This window comes from Algoriphagus sp., assembly GCF_024305035.1.
Lineage (GTDB): Bacteria > Bacteroidota > Bacteroidia > Cytophagales > Cyclobacteriaceae > Algoriphagus.
In genome coordinates, this window is sequence record NZ_JAMWZB010000037.1 from 1 (window position 1) to 16,630 (window position 16,630).

Consider the following 16,630-nt stretch of genomic DNA (forward strand, 5'->3'; position numbering starts at 1 on the left):
AATCTGAGCTTCATTATTTTTGGGTTCAAACTTATCCAAAAAATCCCACCCAGTCATTTCTGGCATATTTAAATCCAAAAACAAGTAATTTGGATTAATCTCATAAATCTCACCTAGCGCTGCTTTCGCACTTTGATATTTGTAAAACTGACAAGGTTGATTGACATTTTTGGCAATCAACTTCTCCGTCACAAATGTGCTGATCGGATCATCATCTATGAGAACTATAGTTAACATTAAATGCAATTATGTGCTACTGAAATACAATTAAGCTGTTACAAAAATAACATTCTTCCTAACATTATCAAATAGTTTGCCAAGAATCTTCGTAAAATTTAGTGCTTTAAGTTTTTGGGTGTTAACATGCCCTTACCCAGTTAGTTTTCGTGATAATTTTTTAGCCTAGACAAAACTGCATCCAGACGAATAAATTTTTTTTTGTTTGTTCTTTTTCAAGAAAAAATAGACCGATAAGTTGCCCTAATCTTAAGCGCAAATTAGCTTGAACTGGTTGAAAAGAAGTAAAAAAAATCAAGGAGCCTCCTATTCCATCACTTAGTGAGCAATCCTGAAAGGCACTTTTGCGCAACCAGACGATGCTTTGGCTTTATGGAGAAGGATTTTATTCGAGCCTAGGGCTGGGGAATTTTTCTTGGAGGGTAAAAGACTCTGGATTAGTTTTGAGTCTCCTGAATCTCCAGTAAAAATCTCTCCAAGACTTTTTCGGTTGTTTTAATTACTTTCTTTTCCTTAAATTTTGGACTACTCACCTCAGTCACTCCTGTCAAGGTCATCAAAAACTTATCTTTTTTGGGATCAATAAAATCCATAATGACCTGGAGCAGCTCATACTCACTGCTTCGAGAGCGGTTAAAATTAGGGTTGTTAAAGTAAGGATTATACATCCAAGGATCCCAAACACGGAAACCCCACATGGGAAAAGGAGTCGTGTAATTTCTGATTTCGCGTTCCCGCTGATCTTCATTGGAGGTGTAGCGGATGATTAAATCAGGGTTTACTTTTTCATAGGTGAGCCCTTGACTTTCTAGTAAAAGTCGGATTTGACCTTGGACCACTTCGTCGATTTTTGCATCCGAGAATCCACGCATACCCACTTCTTCATTGACAATAACGAAGCTTCGGTAGTTCATAGCAGGTTGGATTTCGCTATTTTCTTTAAATACCTCTATGGAGCTGCAAGCCCCAAAGACAAGGAGGACGAGTAAATAAATGGAAGGTCTAAGGATCGATTGGAGCATGGGAATAAACTTTTTAATCTAAACGGATAAAATTCGTCTCGGTTAATTTCTGGAAATATCCTTAAAATTTCGAAGGTTTTTGGTGCATTCTTATTTCCATCGAGATCAAATGCTATTTTTGAGCATAATTTAATCCATTCATCCCCTTTCCTGTTCATCAACGAGGGAAGGCTTACACGCTGTTGGAAAGTTTACCTTAAGGAAAATTAGCTCAAGGGTCTTTTGGCCGGATTGGGAAGTTGGAATTGCGGTACACGGGGAGATAATTCGAACATTTAAAATATGAGCAAACCCGATTTTGACGATATTTTTATAGAGTTAGCGGTCAACTTGGCCAAGCGCTCTCACTGCATCAAAAAACATGTGGGTGCAGTCCTTACCAAGGAAACTCGGATTATTTCGATCGGATACAACGGACCACCGGCAGGTACGCATAATTGTGACGAGGAATTTCCAGAGCAGGGTTGTGCCCGAGACAGTAAGGGAAGCTGCTCATTGGCCTTGCACGCAGAACAAAATGCCATTCTATATGCGGTTAAAAATAATACTTCGGTGGAAGGATCTACCCTTTACGTGACTTTGGCACCTTGCTTGGCTTGCGCCCGAATTATTTTTTCAATGGGGATCTCCAAAGTGGTTTATTTGTTTTCTTATGCCGAATACAAAGGTATTGGAAGGGATGAAGGGGTGGACTTCTTGCTAAAATTTGGCGTTGAGGTGGAGCGTTATTCCAAACAGATTCAGGTAAATGATCAATTGGTTTAAAGAAAATTGACCTCCGGATGGAGCATGATCCCAAACTTTTTGGCAATGGATTGTTGAATCTTCTGTGATAAGGCTTCAATATCTGAACCTTCCCCGTTTCCATAATTCACTAATACCAAAGCCTGTTTTTCATGTACGCCCACTTCTCCAAATCGTTGACCTTTCCAACCGGCCTGCTCGATCAACCAGCCTGCGGGTACTTTGATGCCTTCTTCATTGGGATAGCCGGGAATGGTTGGGAAAGCCGATTGAAGCTTTTCAAAGTGAGCCTTAGAAATTGTGGGGTTTTTAAAAAAGGAACCGGCATTGCCGATTTTGGCAGGATCGGGTAGCTTGGATTGGCGGATGTAAATTACCGCATCCGATACGGCTTTAACCGTTGGAGTTTTTACTTTGAAATCGTTTAAGGTTTCCTGAATCGCACCATAAGTGGTATTGAGTTGAGGTTTTTTGCTTAACCTAAACGTGACACTTGTAATGATATATTGATTTTTGAGTCGGTGTTTGAAAATGCTTTCCCGGTAACCAAACTCACAACTGGGATTATCGAACCGATGGAGTTCTCCACTGGCAATGTGTAGTGCCTCAAGGCTATCGAACACATCTTTGAGTTCCACTCCATAAGCTCCGATATTCTGCATGGGAGAAGCACCTACCGTACCGGGAATGAGAGACAAATTCTCGATTCCTCCCCAGTTTTTGGAAATCGCATAACCAACCAAATCATGCCAAATGACACCAGAACCGACTTTAACCCAAACAAACTCATCTGTTGAGGCGGTGACTTGAATTCCGGTCAATTCATTTTTGATCACCAGTTTATCCTGATCGGAAGTCAATAAAATATTACTTCCTCCACCAAGAATAAACAATTCAATTCCCTTTTCCTGGGCATAGGCAATGGCCTTGCGCAATTCCTCGATCGAGGATGCAATGGTGAAAAATCGGGCCTTTTTGTCAATTCCGAAGGTATTATAAGGCTTGAGAGAAATGTTTTCTTGTATCTTCATGGCGTTATTTGGCTTACGAATTAAACATGTTTTATCTGAAATTGAAATCTATTTCCATTCCCTTTCTATGCGAGAAGTACAAATAAACGGAATTAAAATCCGACCCGGTCAGGTTGTGAATATTGAATTGCCCATCGCCAAACTCCCCACGCATACTTTGATTGATTTACCGATTTTCATTCGGGCCGCCAAAGAGGAGGGTCCGGTAATTTTGGTCAGTGGCGGAGTACATGGGGATGAAATAAACGGAATAGTCACCGCCCGTCGGGTTTTGGAGGAAATCGATGCGGGCTTGGAGCTGCTCAAAGGGACTTTGATCATTATTCCTTTGGTCAATATTTACGGCTTTCTGTCTAATAGCAGAACGTTTCCAGATGGCCGCGACCTAAACCGAAGCTTTCCTGGAAGTAAAAAAGGCTCACTTGCCGGTAGAATTGCCTATATTCTTAATGAAGAAATCATTCCCCAAATTGACTATGGAATAGATTTTCATACGGGTGGAAGAATGCTGACCAATCATCCCCAGATTCGGGTTGATTTTAAAGATAAAAAGGGGGTGGAGTTGGCCAAGGCCTTTGGAACCCACTATGTCGTTAATTCAAAAATGATTGATAAGACTTTCCGTAAAGCTGCTTTTAAAGCCAAAAAGCATATTTTGGTTTTTGAGGGAGGGGAATCCATGCGAATCGATGAATTGTCAACCGAAGAGGGGGTAAATGGAACGAAGCGTCTGCTAAATTACTTGGGGATGATCGCTGAAAAACCAGAGGCTAAAGAGACGCTAATTCTTTCCCAAAGTGATTGGGTAAGATCCAGAGCATCAGGAATATTTAACTCATCAGTGAAACTTGGAGATCAAGTGAAAAAAGGCCAGATTTTAGCCCGGATTTCCGATCCTTACGGGCAGGTGAAAATTCCCGTGAAGGCCCCCTCAAATGGTTATGTAATTGGATTGAATAATCTTCCGGTGATTAATGTAGGAGAGGCCTTGGTCCATGTGGGAAAATTGTAGGTCGATTTTGAAATCAAAAAGAAAAGGCCATCCCGCGATGGCCTTTTCCAGTGGTTATCGGGATTAGGAAAAGTAACGTTTCAATCCTTCTAGTCTTTCTTCGAGTTCAGCCTCTACTTTTCGGTAGTTTGACCGATTATTCAGTGGTGCATGCACCGAAAAATAATACTTGATCTTGGGCTCGGTACCGGAAGGTCGTGCCGATATTTTACTTCCATCTTCCAAATAAAACTGCATCACATTGGAAGAATCCAAATCCAATTTTTCGGTTTTCCCGGTTAATTGATGGTAAATTTTCCCTTCTTTTACATCGATGATTTTCTCCACGGCAATCCCATTCATTGATTTTGGAGGATTCAGCCTGAAATCCATCATTAAGGCTTGAATCTGCTCTGCTCCGTCTTTTCCTTTTTTGGTGACCGATATCAGTGCTTCCTTGTAAAATTCAAATCGCTGGTAAATTTCTGCCAAAACATCAAAAACAGACTTACCCTTGGTTTTGTAATAGGCGATTAACTCTGCTACCAGTGCACAGGCACTGACTCCATCTTTGTCCCGAACAAAATCTCCAGCCAAATACCCGTACGATTCCTCACCTCCTCCAATGTAGGTTTTCTTTCCTTCCAGATCCCGGATGATAGCTGCGATATTTTTAAATCCAGTTAAAACATTAAAACATTCCACCCCAAAGCCCTTGGCGATGATATTGATCAGTTCGGTAGTAACAATGGTGTTCACCATAAATTGATTTCCATCCAATTTCCCTGCCTCTTCCCATTTGCTAAGCAAATAATAGCTAAGTAGGGTACCGGTTTGATTTCCGTTGAGCAGTTCAAATTCGCCCTTTTCATTGGGTACCACCGCAGCATAGCGATCACCATCCGGGTCACAGGCCAGGATTAAATCCGCTTTTACCTTTTTTCCCAGATCGATAGACATCGTCAGGGCTTCGGCTTCTTCAGGGTTGGGATAGATTACCGTGGGGAAATGGCCATCGGGTTCGGCTTGTTCTTTGACGATGTGAACATTTTCAAAGCCAAATTCTTTCAAAGCCATAGGAACCATTTTTCCGGAAGCACCATGGATGGGGGAAAAGACGATGGAAAGATTTTTTTGTGCTTGAATTTCATCTGGGGATAGGCTCAAACTTTTCACCTTGTCCAGATAGATGCGGTCAAAATCTGATTCAATGTATTCGATTAAATCCTCATTTTTATTCCAATTGACCAAATCAAAGGAGGTGATCTTTTGCACTTCGGCGATGATATTTTTATCATGAGGAGCCACTACTTGGGCACCATCCTCCCAATAGGCTTTGTATCCATTGTATTCCTTTGGGTTATGTGAGGCTGTGACCATGACTCCGCTTTTGCAGCCAAAGTGCCGAATGGCAAAAGAAAGCATGGGGGTGGGACGCATTTCCCGGAAATAATAAACTTTGATTCCATTGGCCGTGAATACATCGGCGGCGGTTTTGGTAAAAAGGGTGTTGTTTATTCGACAGTCATGGGTCAAGGCAACCGAGATATCCTGATTGGGGAAACAGGCCAAAAGGTAATTTGCCAATCCTTGAGTGGCCATGCCAACGGTATAAATATTCATTCGATTACTCCCGATGCCCATCAGGCCCCGAAGTCCTCCGGTGCCGAATTCCAGGTCGCGATAAAAGGAATCGATAAATTCTTCGGGCTCTTCCTGTTGGAGTCTTAAAATCTCATTTTTGGACTCTTGGTCTATTTCTCCGTCTAACCAAGTTTTTGCTTTTGCTAGAATAGATGAATCTATTGTGTTCATATGGGTTAAAAATTAAGGTTGTTCCAATATATAGAAAATGTTAAAAATAGCCATTCATTTTAATCAATTGGTCAGATTAAGTCTCGAAAAATCCAGGATGGGTGGAGTGAATTTTAAAATGCCCAGATTTCGGTTAATTTTAGAATTACTTATCTTTAATCCATGCCCTCAATCCGTACACCTTTAATTGCTTCGATTTATTTTTTGATCCTTTTTCCTTTTCTTTCCTCTACCGAGAAATCCACTAGGTATGAGAATCAAATAACGATTAGGGAATCTACCATCGATTATCAGCTTCGGGTGGGAGACCGCTTATTTGTGTTCGGAAAAAAATCAGCTGGACTGGAAAAGATAAAGGTGGGAATGCGAATGCTTGATTTTTATCAGCAATCTCATTGGGAAGGTTCTACTTATACCTTGAAATGGTTTCGCACCAAGGAAGCTTCGGTTGTTTTGCAAAAATGGTCGGGCAAAATACTCCATTCTCAATGGACCCTATTCCCTTCCGGAACTATCCAGTATGAGAAGATGAACCCGGCCGAAGATGAGTTTGATTTGGAATTTCGCTTTATCGAGGAGTCCTTGGCCGCCTATGACTGGCAGGGATTAAATCAAACCGGGTCGGCAAACCCGAAACCTATTGCTGAAATGTCTTCAAAAACCGCCCTGCGTTTTGATCAATTTGATCGCTTGAACCTGAATTTTGAAGACCTCAGTGTGATCATTACCCCTCTTGAACTGCCGGTTTTTGCCCTAGTCTTACCCAATGAGGAACGTACCCGATTCAATTCGATCAAATTCAATGTCCTTTCTGACCCTAGTCTCCCTTCAGAAACCCCAGGGCAGACCGATATTGAAACACCCCCTTCCAAGACTTTACGCGATTCATTGCTGAAACTGAATTTTGAATTTTATTAATCTTATCCTAAGCGTCTATGAAAAAGTTAGTGCTACTCCTGTTTTTACCCCTTAGTTCGTATATTTTTGCCCAGTCTCCAACCTTGAAGACAGCATGGGCTGATCAGGTAAATCCTCAACTTCCCCATTCTGAATATCCCCGCCCTCAGCTGGTCCGGGAAAATTGGCAAAACCTCAATGGACCCTGGTCCTATTCCATATTGCCCAAGGGAAGTCTGCCTGAGATGGGATTTGCCGGAGAGATACTTGTCCCATTTCCTGTTGAATCACAGCTTTCTGGTGTCCAGCAGACCGTGGGACCCGAAATGGAACTTTGGTATGAAAAAACACTAGACCTTGAGTTAAAACGGGGTAAAAATAAAGTATTACTGCATTTTGGAGCAGTGGATTGGGAAGCAGAGGTGTGGGTAAATGGCCAAACTGTAGGAATACATCAAGGTGGATTTGATGCTTTTTCTTTTGATATTACTCCTTACTTAAAAAAAGGAAACGAACAAACCATCCGAGTCAGGGTCTGGGATCCCAGCGATTCGGGGCCTCAGCCCAGAGGGAAACAAGTAAAAGAACCTCAGGGAATCTGGTATACTCCCGTGACCGGAATCTGGCAAACGGTCTGGTTGGAAACCGTGCCCCAAAATTACATTGCTACCGTTTATTCCCAGACCGATTGGGAATCTCAAACCCAGGTATTTCATACCCATGTTGATGGAGAGGATGAAAATCAAGAGGTTGAAGTTCAGGTTTTTGACCAGGATATTCTTGTAGGATCGGTACGGGGAAAAGCAAATGAGGGGCTAAAATTGCTCCTGCAGGACCCCAAACCCTGGAGTCCGGATAATCCTCAACTCTATGCTGTCAAAGTGCTGTTGTATACGGGAAAGAAACTATTGGATCAAGTCGAATCGTATATGGCCTATCGGGAGGTCCGAATGGGGAAAGATGAAAATGGATTTCAGCGGATCTTTTTGAACGGGGAAGCGCTTTTTCAATATGGACCCTTGGATCAAGGGTGGTGGCCCGATGGTCTGTATACTGCTCCGACAGAGGAAGCCTTGGTATATGATATAGAAAAGACCAAGGAAATGGGCTTTAATATGATCCGGAAGCACGTCAAAGTGGAGCCTGCAAGATGGTACTATCACACCGATAGGCTAGGAATGCTGGTTTGGCAGGACATGCCTAGCGGAGACATGGGGAATCGCTGGGAAGTTCGTCCGGGGGTAAAGCGAGAGGGAATGTATAAGGATCGGAGTCCAGAGTCGGAGGCGATTTTTAAACGCGAATGGTCTGAAATCATCAATGAATTTAAGTTTTTCCCCAGTGTGGTAGTCTGGGTGCCTTTTAATGAAGCTTGGGGACAGTTTAAAACTAAGGAGATTGTTGATTTGACCCGGACGCTCGATGATACACGATTGATCAATAGTGCCAGTGGCGGGAATTTTGAAATGCAGGGAAATGATGTGGTTGGAGATATGTTGGATCTCCATAATTATCCTGATCCGGTCATGCCTGACCCGGCTATATTTGGAGAAAACCGGATTTTGGTTTTAGGAGAATTTGGTGGACTAGGATTACCGTTGGAAGGGCATACTTGGCAAAACCGGGACAACTGGGGATATCAGAGTTTTTCTGATCAAAAAGAACTGATGGGCAGGTATTCGATGTTGCTGGATGATCTCAAGAGGATGATCCCCAAAGGACTGGCAGCAGCTATTTATACCCAAACCACCGACGTTGAGGTCGAAGTGAATGGGCTGATGACCTATGATCGAAAAGTGCTCAAATTTGACCCTTCCAAGCTGAAAGAAATTCACAGCAGTCTTTACCAGCAAGAATAATCCTTCTAAGCCATCCAAAAAAAGCCCGAGATCAATCTTGACTCGGGCTGTTGTTACTTTTAAGCGGTCTTATAAGTTACCCCTCAATTCCTGTTCACGTTCGATGGCTTCAAAAAGCGCTTTGAAATTACCCTTTCCAAACGAAGTAGCACCTTTTCGTTGAATGATCTCAATAAATAAGGTAGGTCTGTCCTGTAAAGGTTTGGTGAAAATTTGCAATAGGTAACCTTCGTCATCTCGATCCACCAGAATATTTAAGTCCTTCAGCGGTTGCAAATCCTCATCGATTTCACCTACTCGATCCAATAAGTCATCGTAATAGGTTTGGGGAACTTCCAGAAATTCGATTCCTCTTTTGCGTAGTTCCCCGACGGTATGTATGATGTCATCGGTAGCGATGGCCATGTGCTGAACACCCGCTCCATTGTAGAAATCCAGGTATTCTTCGATTTGAGATTTCTTTTTCCCTTCAGCAGGTTCATTGATCGGGAATTTGATATAGCCATTTCCATTGGAGACCACTTTGGACATTAAAGCGGAATATTCTGTGGAAATATCTTTGTCATCAAAGGTGATCAGCAATTTGAATCCCATGACATTTTCGTAGAACTGAACCCAACGGTTCATTTCTCCTAACTCCACATTTCCTACACAGTGATCGATGTATTTTAACCCGATCGAATTGCTTTGATAAGTACTTTTTCGAGCTTTAAAGCCGGGAAGGAAAATGCCCTTGTAGTTTTTTCGCTCTACGAAGGTATGAATTGTTTCCCCATAGGTTTTGATAGAGGCTACCTTAACCTCACCTTGCTCATCTGTTAGAATTCTCGGTTCTCCGGCTGATTCGGCGCCTCTTGAGGTAGTTTCTTTCCAGGATTTCTCCGCGTCATCTACCCAAAGTGCCAATACCTTGACACCATCGCCGTGTTTTTTAACATGCTCAGCAATAGGGTGATCTTCCACCATGCTGGAGGTCAAGACCAAACGGATTTTATCTTGCTTGAGAACATAAGAGGCCCGGTCTCTGATACCGGTTTCCGGTCCAGCGTATGCGATCAGCTCAAATCCAAAGGCATACTGGTAAAAAAGCGCAGACTGCTTGGCATTGCCAACATACAGTTCCACATAGTCGGTCCCATTGATGGGAAGAAAGTCTTCACTCATGACGTGTTATGTTTGGGTTTTGATTCGTAGCTCAAAGGTACACAATACTCTAAATAGTAGTTGGCATCTTCCGGACTTATTGCTGAGGATTCTCATTCCACCAAAGACTGAGGCCACCCATAATGATAAAAGTCAATGCCCAAGCAGGGAAAGGACTCGCAAAAATCAAACAGATTAAACCCAAATACCAAATAGGAGCCAGAAAGAAGCCGATCAGAAATTTGAAGGTACCTTCAAATACCCGATCCTCGATTTTGGGACTAATCCAAAGCCAAATCCAATACAGGGGGAAATGAAAAATCTTCATCACTTTGTTGGGTAGGGCAGAAGGGGTGGGAAGCTTTTGATCGACCCGATGATGGGTAAGAAAATTTTCAACGGCTAACCTGTCGGTTACATCCACTTGTGCCTCCCGAAGTTTTTCCAAGGTACGATCATATCCCTGTTCTGGAATCTGGACCACCATCTGACTCAATTTGGTTTCTACCGCTTTGGTGAGTTTGCCCGACTGGGAATGTGGCATATCCACCGGTATTGCTTTACCAAAACAGATCCTGACAAAGCTTCCCGTACGCTGATGTGCACTGTACTCAATGGCCACAGGAAGGATTACGGGACGCAGCTCGGGATGGTTCTCTTTCAATCCAAAGGCCATCCGGGTAAAGCCTTTACTCAGTGGCCTTAGATTTCTCATCAGGCTATGGCTGCCTTCGGCAAAAATGATGACGGTCCCGTTTTTTTTCAATACCTCAAAAGTTGCCTCAAAGGTTTTTTGGTTTTGTTGGATCGTAGAGAAGCCATCCCTCACCCGATAGACTGGGAGCATGCGAATAAAATGCAGGATTTTTGCAGCAACAGGGTGCTTAAAAACCGATGCCCTAGTCAAAAACCAGGGTCTAAGCCGGGTATGGGTAGCTAAAAGCAAGGGATCGAGGAGGGCATTTTGATGATTGGCTACCAAAATGATCGGAACATTTTTAGGGATATTTTCCTTGCCCGAAATCCTGATTTTGTGAAAGTAAAGGTGTATTGCGATTTTGACTAAAAATCTTAGAAATCCATTAAAAAGATTTTTCATAGTTTTTTGCTCCAAATGCCCGCTAAAAGCATTCCTGATACCAAATGCCAAATCCCCCACAAAGCCGTAATGATAGCCATTCCTCCCAAGCCCTCAAAATACGTAAAAATTAAAACCAGGCCCAAACCAGAGTTTTGAATTCCCGTCTCAAGAGTCAATGTTTTTTGATCCCAAAGTGCTAACCTTCCCAGTTTTGCTGTCAAAAAACCCGCCGACAAAGCAAAAAGGTTATGGAGAAAAACCCAGAAAAAAATCACCCCGATATAGGTTAGGAACAGGTCAAAATTACCTGCAAATGCAAGAACCACAAACGCTGCGAAAATCAAAATACTCAAGGGTTTTAACACCTTTGAAAGCCGACTCGCCAAGTTTGCTCGAAGTTTGCGGGTGAGCATACCTAAAATCAACGGAATTCCTAAAATCAGAGCCACCGTCAGAAAAATATCAAAAACATTGAGGTTGATTTCTTGAAGTAAATCCGCTGTGGGCGTATAAAATCCCGCCCATAGGGTAAAATTAAGCGGAGTGGCGAAAATGGAAAATACGGTAGAAAAAGCAGTCAAACTTACCGAAAGTGCCGTGTTTCCCTTGGCTAGGCTGGTTAGAAAATTGGATATGTTCCCTCCGGGACAGGCCGCTACCAAAAACATTCCCAAAGCTACACTGGGAGGAGGACTGAGGATCGATACTAAAACAAAAGTAAGGAATGGAAGAAGAAAGAACTGTGAAAAAATACCGAGAAAAAAACTGCTCGGATTCTTGACTAGGTACTTGAAATCCTGGAGTTTTAACTCCAACGCTACCCCATACATGATCAAGGCCAAGGCAATATTGAGTGCGAGTAAATCATTTGGGGAAAAGTTTAACCGGACTGCGTCCAATTCCTGAGCTAAAGTCATGGTGACCAAATTGAGAAAAATTTAAGGAATACAAAAACACTTTTTTTGTATCATATTCCCAGTCTGGTCCGTATAGGGAAAAGTTATCTTTTGTCAAACTCTTTTTACGTTGAAATTCAGCTGGATGTGGGAATCCTATCATAAGGATATATTCCCCGAGATTCCATCTGACCTTTGAAAATTAATTATAGACCTATGAAAAATCCTCTTTTGATTTTAGTAATGCTGTTGGTATTCGCAACCTCCTGCCAAGAAAATGAAAATCCCCGGCTAGCTTGTGGGGTTGAAAATCCAGCGGTTAACCTGACTTGGTTAAGTGAATTGATTGATGAATTGGAGGGCACAGCCTTCGATCGAAATTACTCTTACATCAATCAAGTCAATTACCAAGGGCAGGTACTCTTTGTGCAAGCAAACTGCTGTCCCAATTGCAATTCGGTTCCCATCTATTATGACTGTGAGGGAAATGTTTTTGAAGATGAAAACCTGGTCTTTTCAGAGTTGACTACCCTGGCGTTAATTTGGAAATCAGAATCAAGCCTTTGTACGGTAGGAACCTAAAGTCTTGATTTTCTACTGATCTGAATAGATCTACCAGCTGCCTCCACCTCCGCCGCCACCTCCGCCGCCGGAAAAACCACCTCCACCGGAACCTCCGCTCGAAGAGGGTTTCATGCTTGAGGCCGTTAAGGTATTACTCAGGCTGGAATTCAATGCGTGCCCAAAGCGGCCCACATTGGAAATCGGGCCATTGTACCAGGCAGGCTGGTAGCCCCTGGAAGATGGCATGGTACTGGACTGAGCAAGTTTTTGGGAAAACTTTTCTCCCCAGATTTCTTCCACATCCAAAGCAATAGCATAAGGTAACAGCTTTTCAAATCGTTCCGGAGTGATCTCAGGTGGATTGAAGTTTTGAAGCATCCGCTCCTCTGCCGCACTCAAGTACATTTTAAAGCCTTCAATATCTGCACGGAGTTGTAGTTTTTTCTTGGAGGGCTTTCGAATCAGCCATTGATAAAAAAGGAATATCAGCACATTCACTCCTAGGAACAAGATAAACCAACCTGTTCGACCTTCATAAACGAAGTAATCAATTAAGGTCACATTGAGAATGAAATAGACTATTAATAACAAAATGGGAAGGACCCAAAACTTCGCATTAAAGCCTTCGAAAATTAATGAATTCCACTGTGACTTGAGACTTTTTTGGTATTTCTGCACTGCGGCGGCAAAGCGGGAATCGTATTTCCCGTTTAAGCTCACCTCGGGGTCTTCCCTGAAAACAAACTGATGAAGAATTTTTTCCTCCTCAGGAAGGGATTGATCAGCTTCTTTTAGTTTAGTCAAGACATATTTTTGGGATTTAAAGATTCCAAAAACGTAGGAGGTGCTTTCATCATTGATTTTTAAGTAGCCTTTGGCCGCTAAACTCACCAAAGCAGGGGTAATCATATTTTTACTGTAACTCCCTGAGGCAATAAGCGCAACAGAAGCGGGTGAAAGTCCCGCAGGTGGATCAAACTGGGGAACTACCGTGGGTTTGGCCGGATCGATGCCATATCTCTTCCAGGTGAAAACATAATAGATCAAAAGGATCAAACCCAATCCAAATCCCAACAACTGAAATCCATATTTTTGAAAGAAGTTGGGAGGTGGAGCGGGAGCGACCACCCCCTGGGTAAATCCCACTGCTATGCTGAGATTTTCGCCCGGACCCAGATTGGCTGCCGAAAATTGCATCCCATGGCTAACTTTTTCAGTCATGCAGTTTTGTTCTCGACTACCCAGACTTCCCGTATAGCAAGCATATTGAAGGATATCAGCATCTGAGGGTAAATGGATTACAGCGCTTACTTCGGCCATGGGAAAGCTCCAAGCCGTTCCATTGACATTCCAAAAAAGCTCATCGTATCCTTCAAAGGCTTCAATTTGATCGGCTACCCTATAGGTTAGTTCATACTGATAGGATCCTGGATCCAGGTAAGTTGATTCTTCCCCTACATAAATGCTTAGAAAATCACCTCTTTTTTCGGTGTGATAGGGGGATTCCTCTCCTTTGTTTTTGACAGACTGCAGGTCAATCTTGGATCGGATGGTTTGCCCATTACTCATTTTTCTGCGGAGTGGAAGGGATCGAACGATTCCTCGCTTCCCATTTACTGCAGTAGTGTAGGTGATTGACTCTGTGACCTCGATAAAACCTGCCGTATTTACTCGAATTTCGGCATGAAAGCGCTCGATTTTTTCGTTTTGAGCAAAGATCCAGGTCGGAAAAAGTACTAGGTAAAAAAGGAAAAGCTTTTTCATTAGAATTTGACTTTGGGGACGGTCCGTTCGGCTTCATTGTCCAGTTCAAAGAAGGGGGATTTACCAAATCCAAAGGCATTTGCAAAAAGGTTGCTGGGGAAGGATTCCACCAGAATATTCTTATCTCTCACCGTCCCATTGTAGTACCGTCTTGCCCGTTCAATGTCCTGCTCGACCATGGATAATTGCTCCTGTAAATCCAGAAAATTGGCATTGGCTTTCAGGTCAGGATATTGCTCGGCCACAGCAAAAAGATTGACTAAAGCCTTGCCCAATTGGTTTTCAGCTGCTTGCTGCCCTTCAATGGTTTGTGCTGATTGGGCTTGGCTTCTGGCCTGCGTTACCTTTTCAAAAGTCTCGGATTCATGTTTGGCATAGCCTTTTACGGTTTCTATGAGATTGGGAATGAGATTGTAACGCTTTTTGAGTTGGACATCTATTCCACTCCAAGCTTCTTCCACTAGATTTTTGAGTTTAACCAAACGGTTGTAGATACTTACTCCGTAAAAAACCAAGAGTAGGACAATCAGTCCAATAATTAATAGGGTCATAGTATGGCTGTTTTGATTTAAAAACTGTTAAGATACTCTTTCAATGAAAATAGATCAATGCAAACTATTGAATTCCCCTTAATAATTTTGCTTGGATTCGACTTTTTCCACATTTCCAATCCCACTGACATTTCGGCGGGTGATTTCTGCATCTCCGGAGTACTTCACTTTTCCTATGCCACTCACATCCATCGCTAATGTTTCTGATGCAAAAACGGAAACATTCCCTATGCCTGAGGAGGTTAAGTCCACATTTTTGGCCGAAAATTCAGAGGCATTGATCTCTCCAATTCCATTGTTTTCTAAATGAAATTTATCGGTAGCCCCCTGAAATGTGGCCTTTCCTACAAAACTAAAAACAGCATGGACTTCATCTGCTTCAAGATTAAATTCCATTTCACCCACTCCACTACAATTAATCCGCAAGGCAGTGGTTTGAAAATAGGGTTGGATTTGGAAACTTCCCGCACCGGCAATATCTATAATTGATAAGTTTGGAACAGTTAGAATTAAATCAATGGATTCGTCATTGAGCAGGAATTCCATTTCCTCTTTGAGGTTGATTTCTAACCGTTCATCAGTCTGCTTTACCTGAACAGCTTGGATGAGTTCTTCAGGTCCTGAGAGGATCAGCTTTTCCTCTTCGCCTTGAATGATCTCAGTATCAAAATTTCCATTGAGTACCAGGTGACTGATTTGGTTAAAACTTTCTTCGCGTTCTTGATGAGGTCCAAAATCCCGAGTTTGGCAGGAAAAGATGAGTCCTGTCAGAAGAATACAAATACCAAAGGTGTACGATTTCATAACAATTGTCCGATTTTAATAGGATGCTTTTTTTAATTTGGTTCCCTTTTTTAAGAATTCAAAGAAAAAGTTATTCGAGCTGAATTATTCCAGCAAATCATCCAAAATGCCTTTAGGCTATAGTAAGCTAAAACTAAAAAAATTCCTGTTGACAAAATGATGACCTTCACGGGCTTTTTATGGTTTTTGAAATAACGTTTCGAAGACGAATTTCATTTTCATCCCCCCAATTTCCTAATACTGAAATAACAGGAATTAAGGTCAACCCAAAATCGGTTAGCGAATACTCCACTTTGGGAGGAACAACAGGATAAATGACTTTTGAAATCAATTCGTGCTCCTCTAATTCCTTTAATTGAATATTTAATACTCGTCTTGAGGCATCGGGGATTTTTCGTTGGAGCTCGCTTGGGCGTTTATGACCTTTATGAATAAACCATATTAACCGAATTTTCCATTTTCCATAGAGCACTTCACCGATTAAGTCAAGACCACAATTTAAGTTCAGGGGGATTTTTCTATTTTTCATAGGAGAAAGTTAATACCATGTTCCAAAGGGTACAATAGGGGAGAAAATTTACCCTATGCAATTCCATTTTCCGTACTTGTATAAACATTTTATATGATTGAATTTTGGTTGAAAATAAGATGTCAAATGGAACAATTTAATTTTAATATTCTTCAAAAAAAATCCATGAACTTACCACCTATAGTAATCGAACTAGTAAAAGCTCAAGACAATTTTGATAGCACTTCATATGCGAATTGTTTTACAGGTACTGCAGTAGTGGTTGACGAAGGCAAAACATACACGGGAAAAGAGGAAATAAAAAGTTGGATAGATAAGGCCAATACGGAATACCAAATCTCAATGAAGCCACTTGAATTTGAGCAAAAAGCAAAAATTCTAAAAGCAGAAATTTCAGGTAAATTCCCAGGGAGTCCTGCGATTTTATTTTATCATATGAATTTAACTCATGGTCTTATCCAATCATTAACAATAACTAGCTGACAAAATTAGCTGGCAGCCAATCCCTAGGTATAAAAGCAAAAAGGGAGTATAGGATGATTATCCAAGTTGCTTTTATTTTTAGTTCAATTTCTTGTAATCTGAAATCGATGGAATTTATTTGGATCTGTTAGTCTACCCTATGTTTTAATAGGAATGGGGTAATCTCCTTGGTACCTCAAATCTGGAAAATCAATTGATTGAATAGAAAAAAAATTAAGC

Annotated in this window: 17 protein-coding genes; 6 read left to right on the forward strand and 11 right to left on the reverse strand. The window is 41.9% G+C overall.

The window, feature by feature from the left end:
• Positions 1-237 (reverse strand): response regulator (locus Q0L00_RS17305; RefSeq protein ID WP_297338150.1); only part of this gene is annotated, 237 nt, incomplete at its 3' end.
• 437 nt (positions 238-674) lie between these two features.
• Positions 675-1,259: a DUF4136 domain-containing protein gene (locus tag Q0L00_RS17310; protein WP_297338151.1), complete on the reverse strand. Its 585-nt coding sequence runs from the start codon at positions 1,257-1,259 to the stop codon at positions 675-677.
• A 282-nt stretch (positions 1,260-1,541) separates the two neighbouring features.
• Between Q0L00_RS17310 and Q0L00_RS17315 the strand changes: the two genes are divergently transcribed.
• Positions 1,542-2,024, forward strand: a complete 483-nt coding sequence (locus tag Q0L00_RS17315) for a dCMP deaminase family protein (protein WP_297338152.1) — start codon at positions 1,542-1,544, stop codon at positions 2,022-2,024.
• Here the strand turns inward: Q0L00_RS17315 and murB are convergent.
• Positions 2,021-3,034 carry a UDP-N-acetylmuramate dehydrogenase gene (murB, locus tag Q0L00_RS17320; RefSeq protein ID WP_297338153.1) on the reverse strand — a complete coding sequence of 338 codons (1,014 nt, stop codon included), beginning with the start codon at positions 3,032-3,034 and terminating at the stop codon, positions 2,021-2,023. The genes Q0L00_RS17315 and murB overlap by 4 nt on opposite strands.
• Positions 3,035-3,101: 67 nt before the next feature.
• Here murB and Q0L00_RS17325 point away from each other — a divergent pair, with 67 nt between their 5' ends.
• On the forward strand, positions 3,102-4,046 hold the full coding sequence (locus Q0L00_RS17325; RefSeq protein ID WP_297338154.1) for a succinylglutamate desuccinylase/aspartoacylase family protein: 945 nt from the start codon (positions 3,102-3,104) through the stop codon (positions 4,044-4,046).
• Between the two features lie 63 nt (positions 4,047-4,109).
• Here Q0L00_RS17325 and Q0L00_RS17330 read toward each other — a convergent pair whose 3' ends face one another.
• On the reverse strand, positions 4,110-5,840 hold the full coding sequence (locus tag Q0L00_RS17330) for a phospho-sugar mutase (RefSeq protein ID WP_297338155.1): 1,731 nt from the start codon (positions 5,838-5,840) through the stop codon (positions 4,110-4,112).
• 162 nt (positions 5,841-6,002) lie between these two features.
• On the opposite strand from Q0L00_RS17330, the gene Q0L00_RS17335 reads away from it, so the two are divergent.
• Both Q0L00_RS17335 and Q0L00_RS17340 read left to right on the forward strand, forming a co-directional pair.
• Positions 6,003-6,758 carry a hypothetical protein gene (locus Q0L00_RS17335; RefSeq protein ID WP_297338156.1) on the forward strand — a complete coding sequence of 252 codons (756 nt, stop codon included), beginning with the start codon at positions 6,003-6,005 and terminating at the stop codon, positions 6,756-6,758.
• A 17-nt stretch (positions 6,759-6,775) separates the two neighbouring features.
• Positions 6,776-8,596, forward strand: coding sequence for a sugar-binding domain-containing protein (locus Q0L00_RS17340; RefSeq protein ID WP_297338157.1), 1,821 nt, complete (start codon positions 6,776-6,778; stop codon positions 8,594-8,596).
• A gap of 69 nt (positions 8,597-8,665) precedes the next feature.
• Here Q0L00_RS17340 and hppD read toward each other — a convergent pair whose 3' ends face one another.
• From hppD to Q0L00_RS17355, 3 genes are all read right to left on the reverse strand, one after another.
• Positions 8,666-9,760, reverse strand: a complete 1,095-nt coding sequence (gene hppD / locus Q0L00_RS17345; RefSeq protein WP_297338158.1) for a 4-hydroxyphenylpyruvate dioxygenase — start codon at positions 9,758-9,760, stop codon at positions 8,666-8,668.
• Positions 9,761-9,836: 76 nt separating this feature from the next.
• The gene (locus tag Q0L00_RS17350; RefSeq protein ID WP_297338159.1) at positions 9,837-10,838 is read right to left on the reverse strand and encodes a 1-acyl-sn-glycerol-3-phosphate acyltransferase; all 1,002 of its coding nucleotides are present in this window, start codon (positions 10,836-10,838) and stop codon (positions 9,837-9,839) included.
• Positions 10,835-11,737 carry a bile acid:sodium symporter family protein gene (locus Q0L00_RS17355; RefSeq protein ID WP_297338160.1) on the reverse strand — a complete coding sequence of 301 codons (903 nt, stop codon included), beginning with the start codon at positions 11,735-11,737 and terminating at the stop codon, positions 10,835-10,837. Before Q0L00_RS17355 ends, Q0L00_RS17350 begins: the two co-directional genes overlap by 4 nt.
• A 195-nt stretch (positions 11,738-11,932) precedes the next feature.
• Here Q0L00_RS17355 and Q0L00_RS17360 point away from each other — a divergent pair, with 195 nt between their 5' ends.
• Positions 11,933-12,298, forward strand: a complete 366-nt coding sequence (locus Q0L00_RS17360) for a hypothetical protein (protein ID WP_297338161.1) — start codon at positions 11,933-11,935, stop codon at positions 12,296-12,298.
• Positions 12,299-12,328: 30 nt separating this feature from the next.
• Here Q0L00_RS17360 and Q0L00_RS17365 read toward each other — a convergent pair whose 3' ends face one another.
• The 4 genes from Q0L00_RS17365 to Q0L00_RS17380 all read right to left on the reverse strand — a co-directional run bounded on the left by Q0L00_RS17365 (position 12,329) and on the right by Q0L00_RS17380 (position 15,928).
• Positions 12,329-14,044 carry a DUF2207 domain-containing protein gene (locus Q0L00_RS17365; protein WP_297338162.1) on the reverse strand — a complete coding sequence of 572 codons (1,716 nt, stop codon included), beginning with the start codon at positions 14,042-14,044 and terminating at the stop codon, positions 12,329-12,331.
• On the reverse strand, positions 14,044-14,595 hold the full coding sequence (locus Q0L00_RS17370; protein WP_297338163.1) for a LemA family protein: 552 nt from the start codon (positions 14,593-14,595) through the stop codon (positions 14,044-14,046). Before Q0L00_RS17370 ends, Q0L00_RS17365 begins: the two co-directional genes overlap by 1 nt.
• Before the next feature lie 78 nt (positions 14,596-14,673).
• Positions 14,674-15,399, reverse strand: a complete 726-nt coding sequence (locus tag Q0L00_RS17375) for a head GIN domain-containing protein (protein ID WP_297338164.1) — start codon at positions 15,397-15,399, stop codon at positions 14,674-14,676.
• 166 nt (positions 15,400-15,565) lie between these two features.
• Positions 15,566-15,928 (reverse strand): winged helix-turn-helix transcriptional regulator, encoded by a 363-nt coding sequence (locus Q0L00_RS17380; protein WP_297338165.1) that lies wholly within the window; start codon positions 15,926-15,928, stop codon positions 15,566-15,568.
• Between the two features lie 126 nt (positions 15,929-16,054).
• On the opposite strand from Q0L00_RS17380, the gene Q0L00_RS17385 reads away from it, so the two are divergent.
• Positions 16,055-16,411: a nuclear transport factor 2 family protein gene (locus Q0L00_RS17385; RefSeq protein ID WP_297338166.1), complete on the forward strand. Its 357-nt coding sequence runs from the start codon at positions 16,055-16,057 to the stop codon at positions 16,409-16,411.
• The last annotated feature ends 219 nt before the right edge of the window (positions 16,412-16,630 follow it).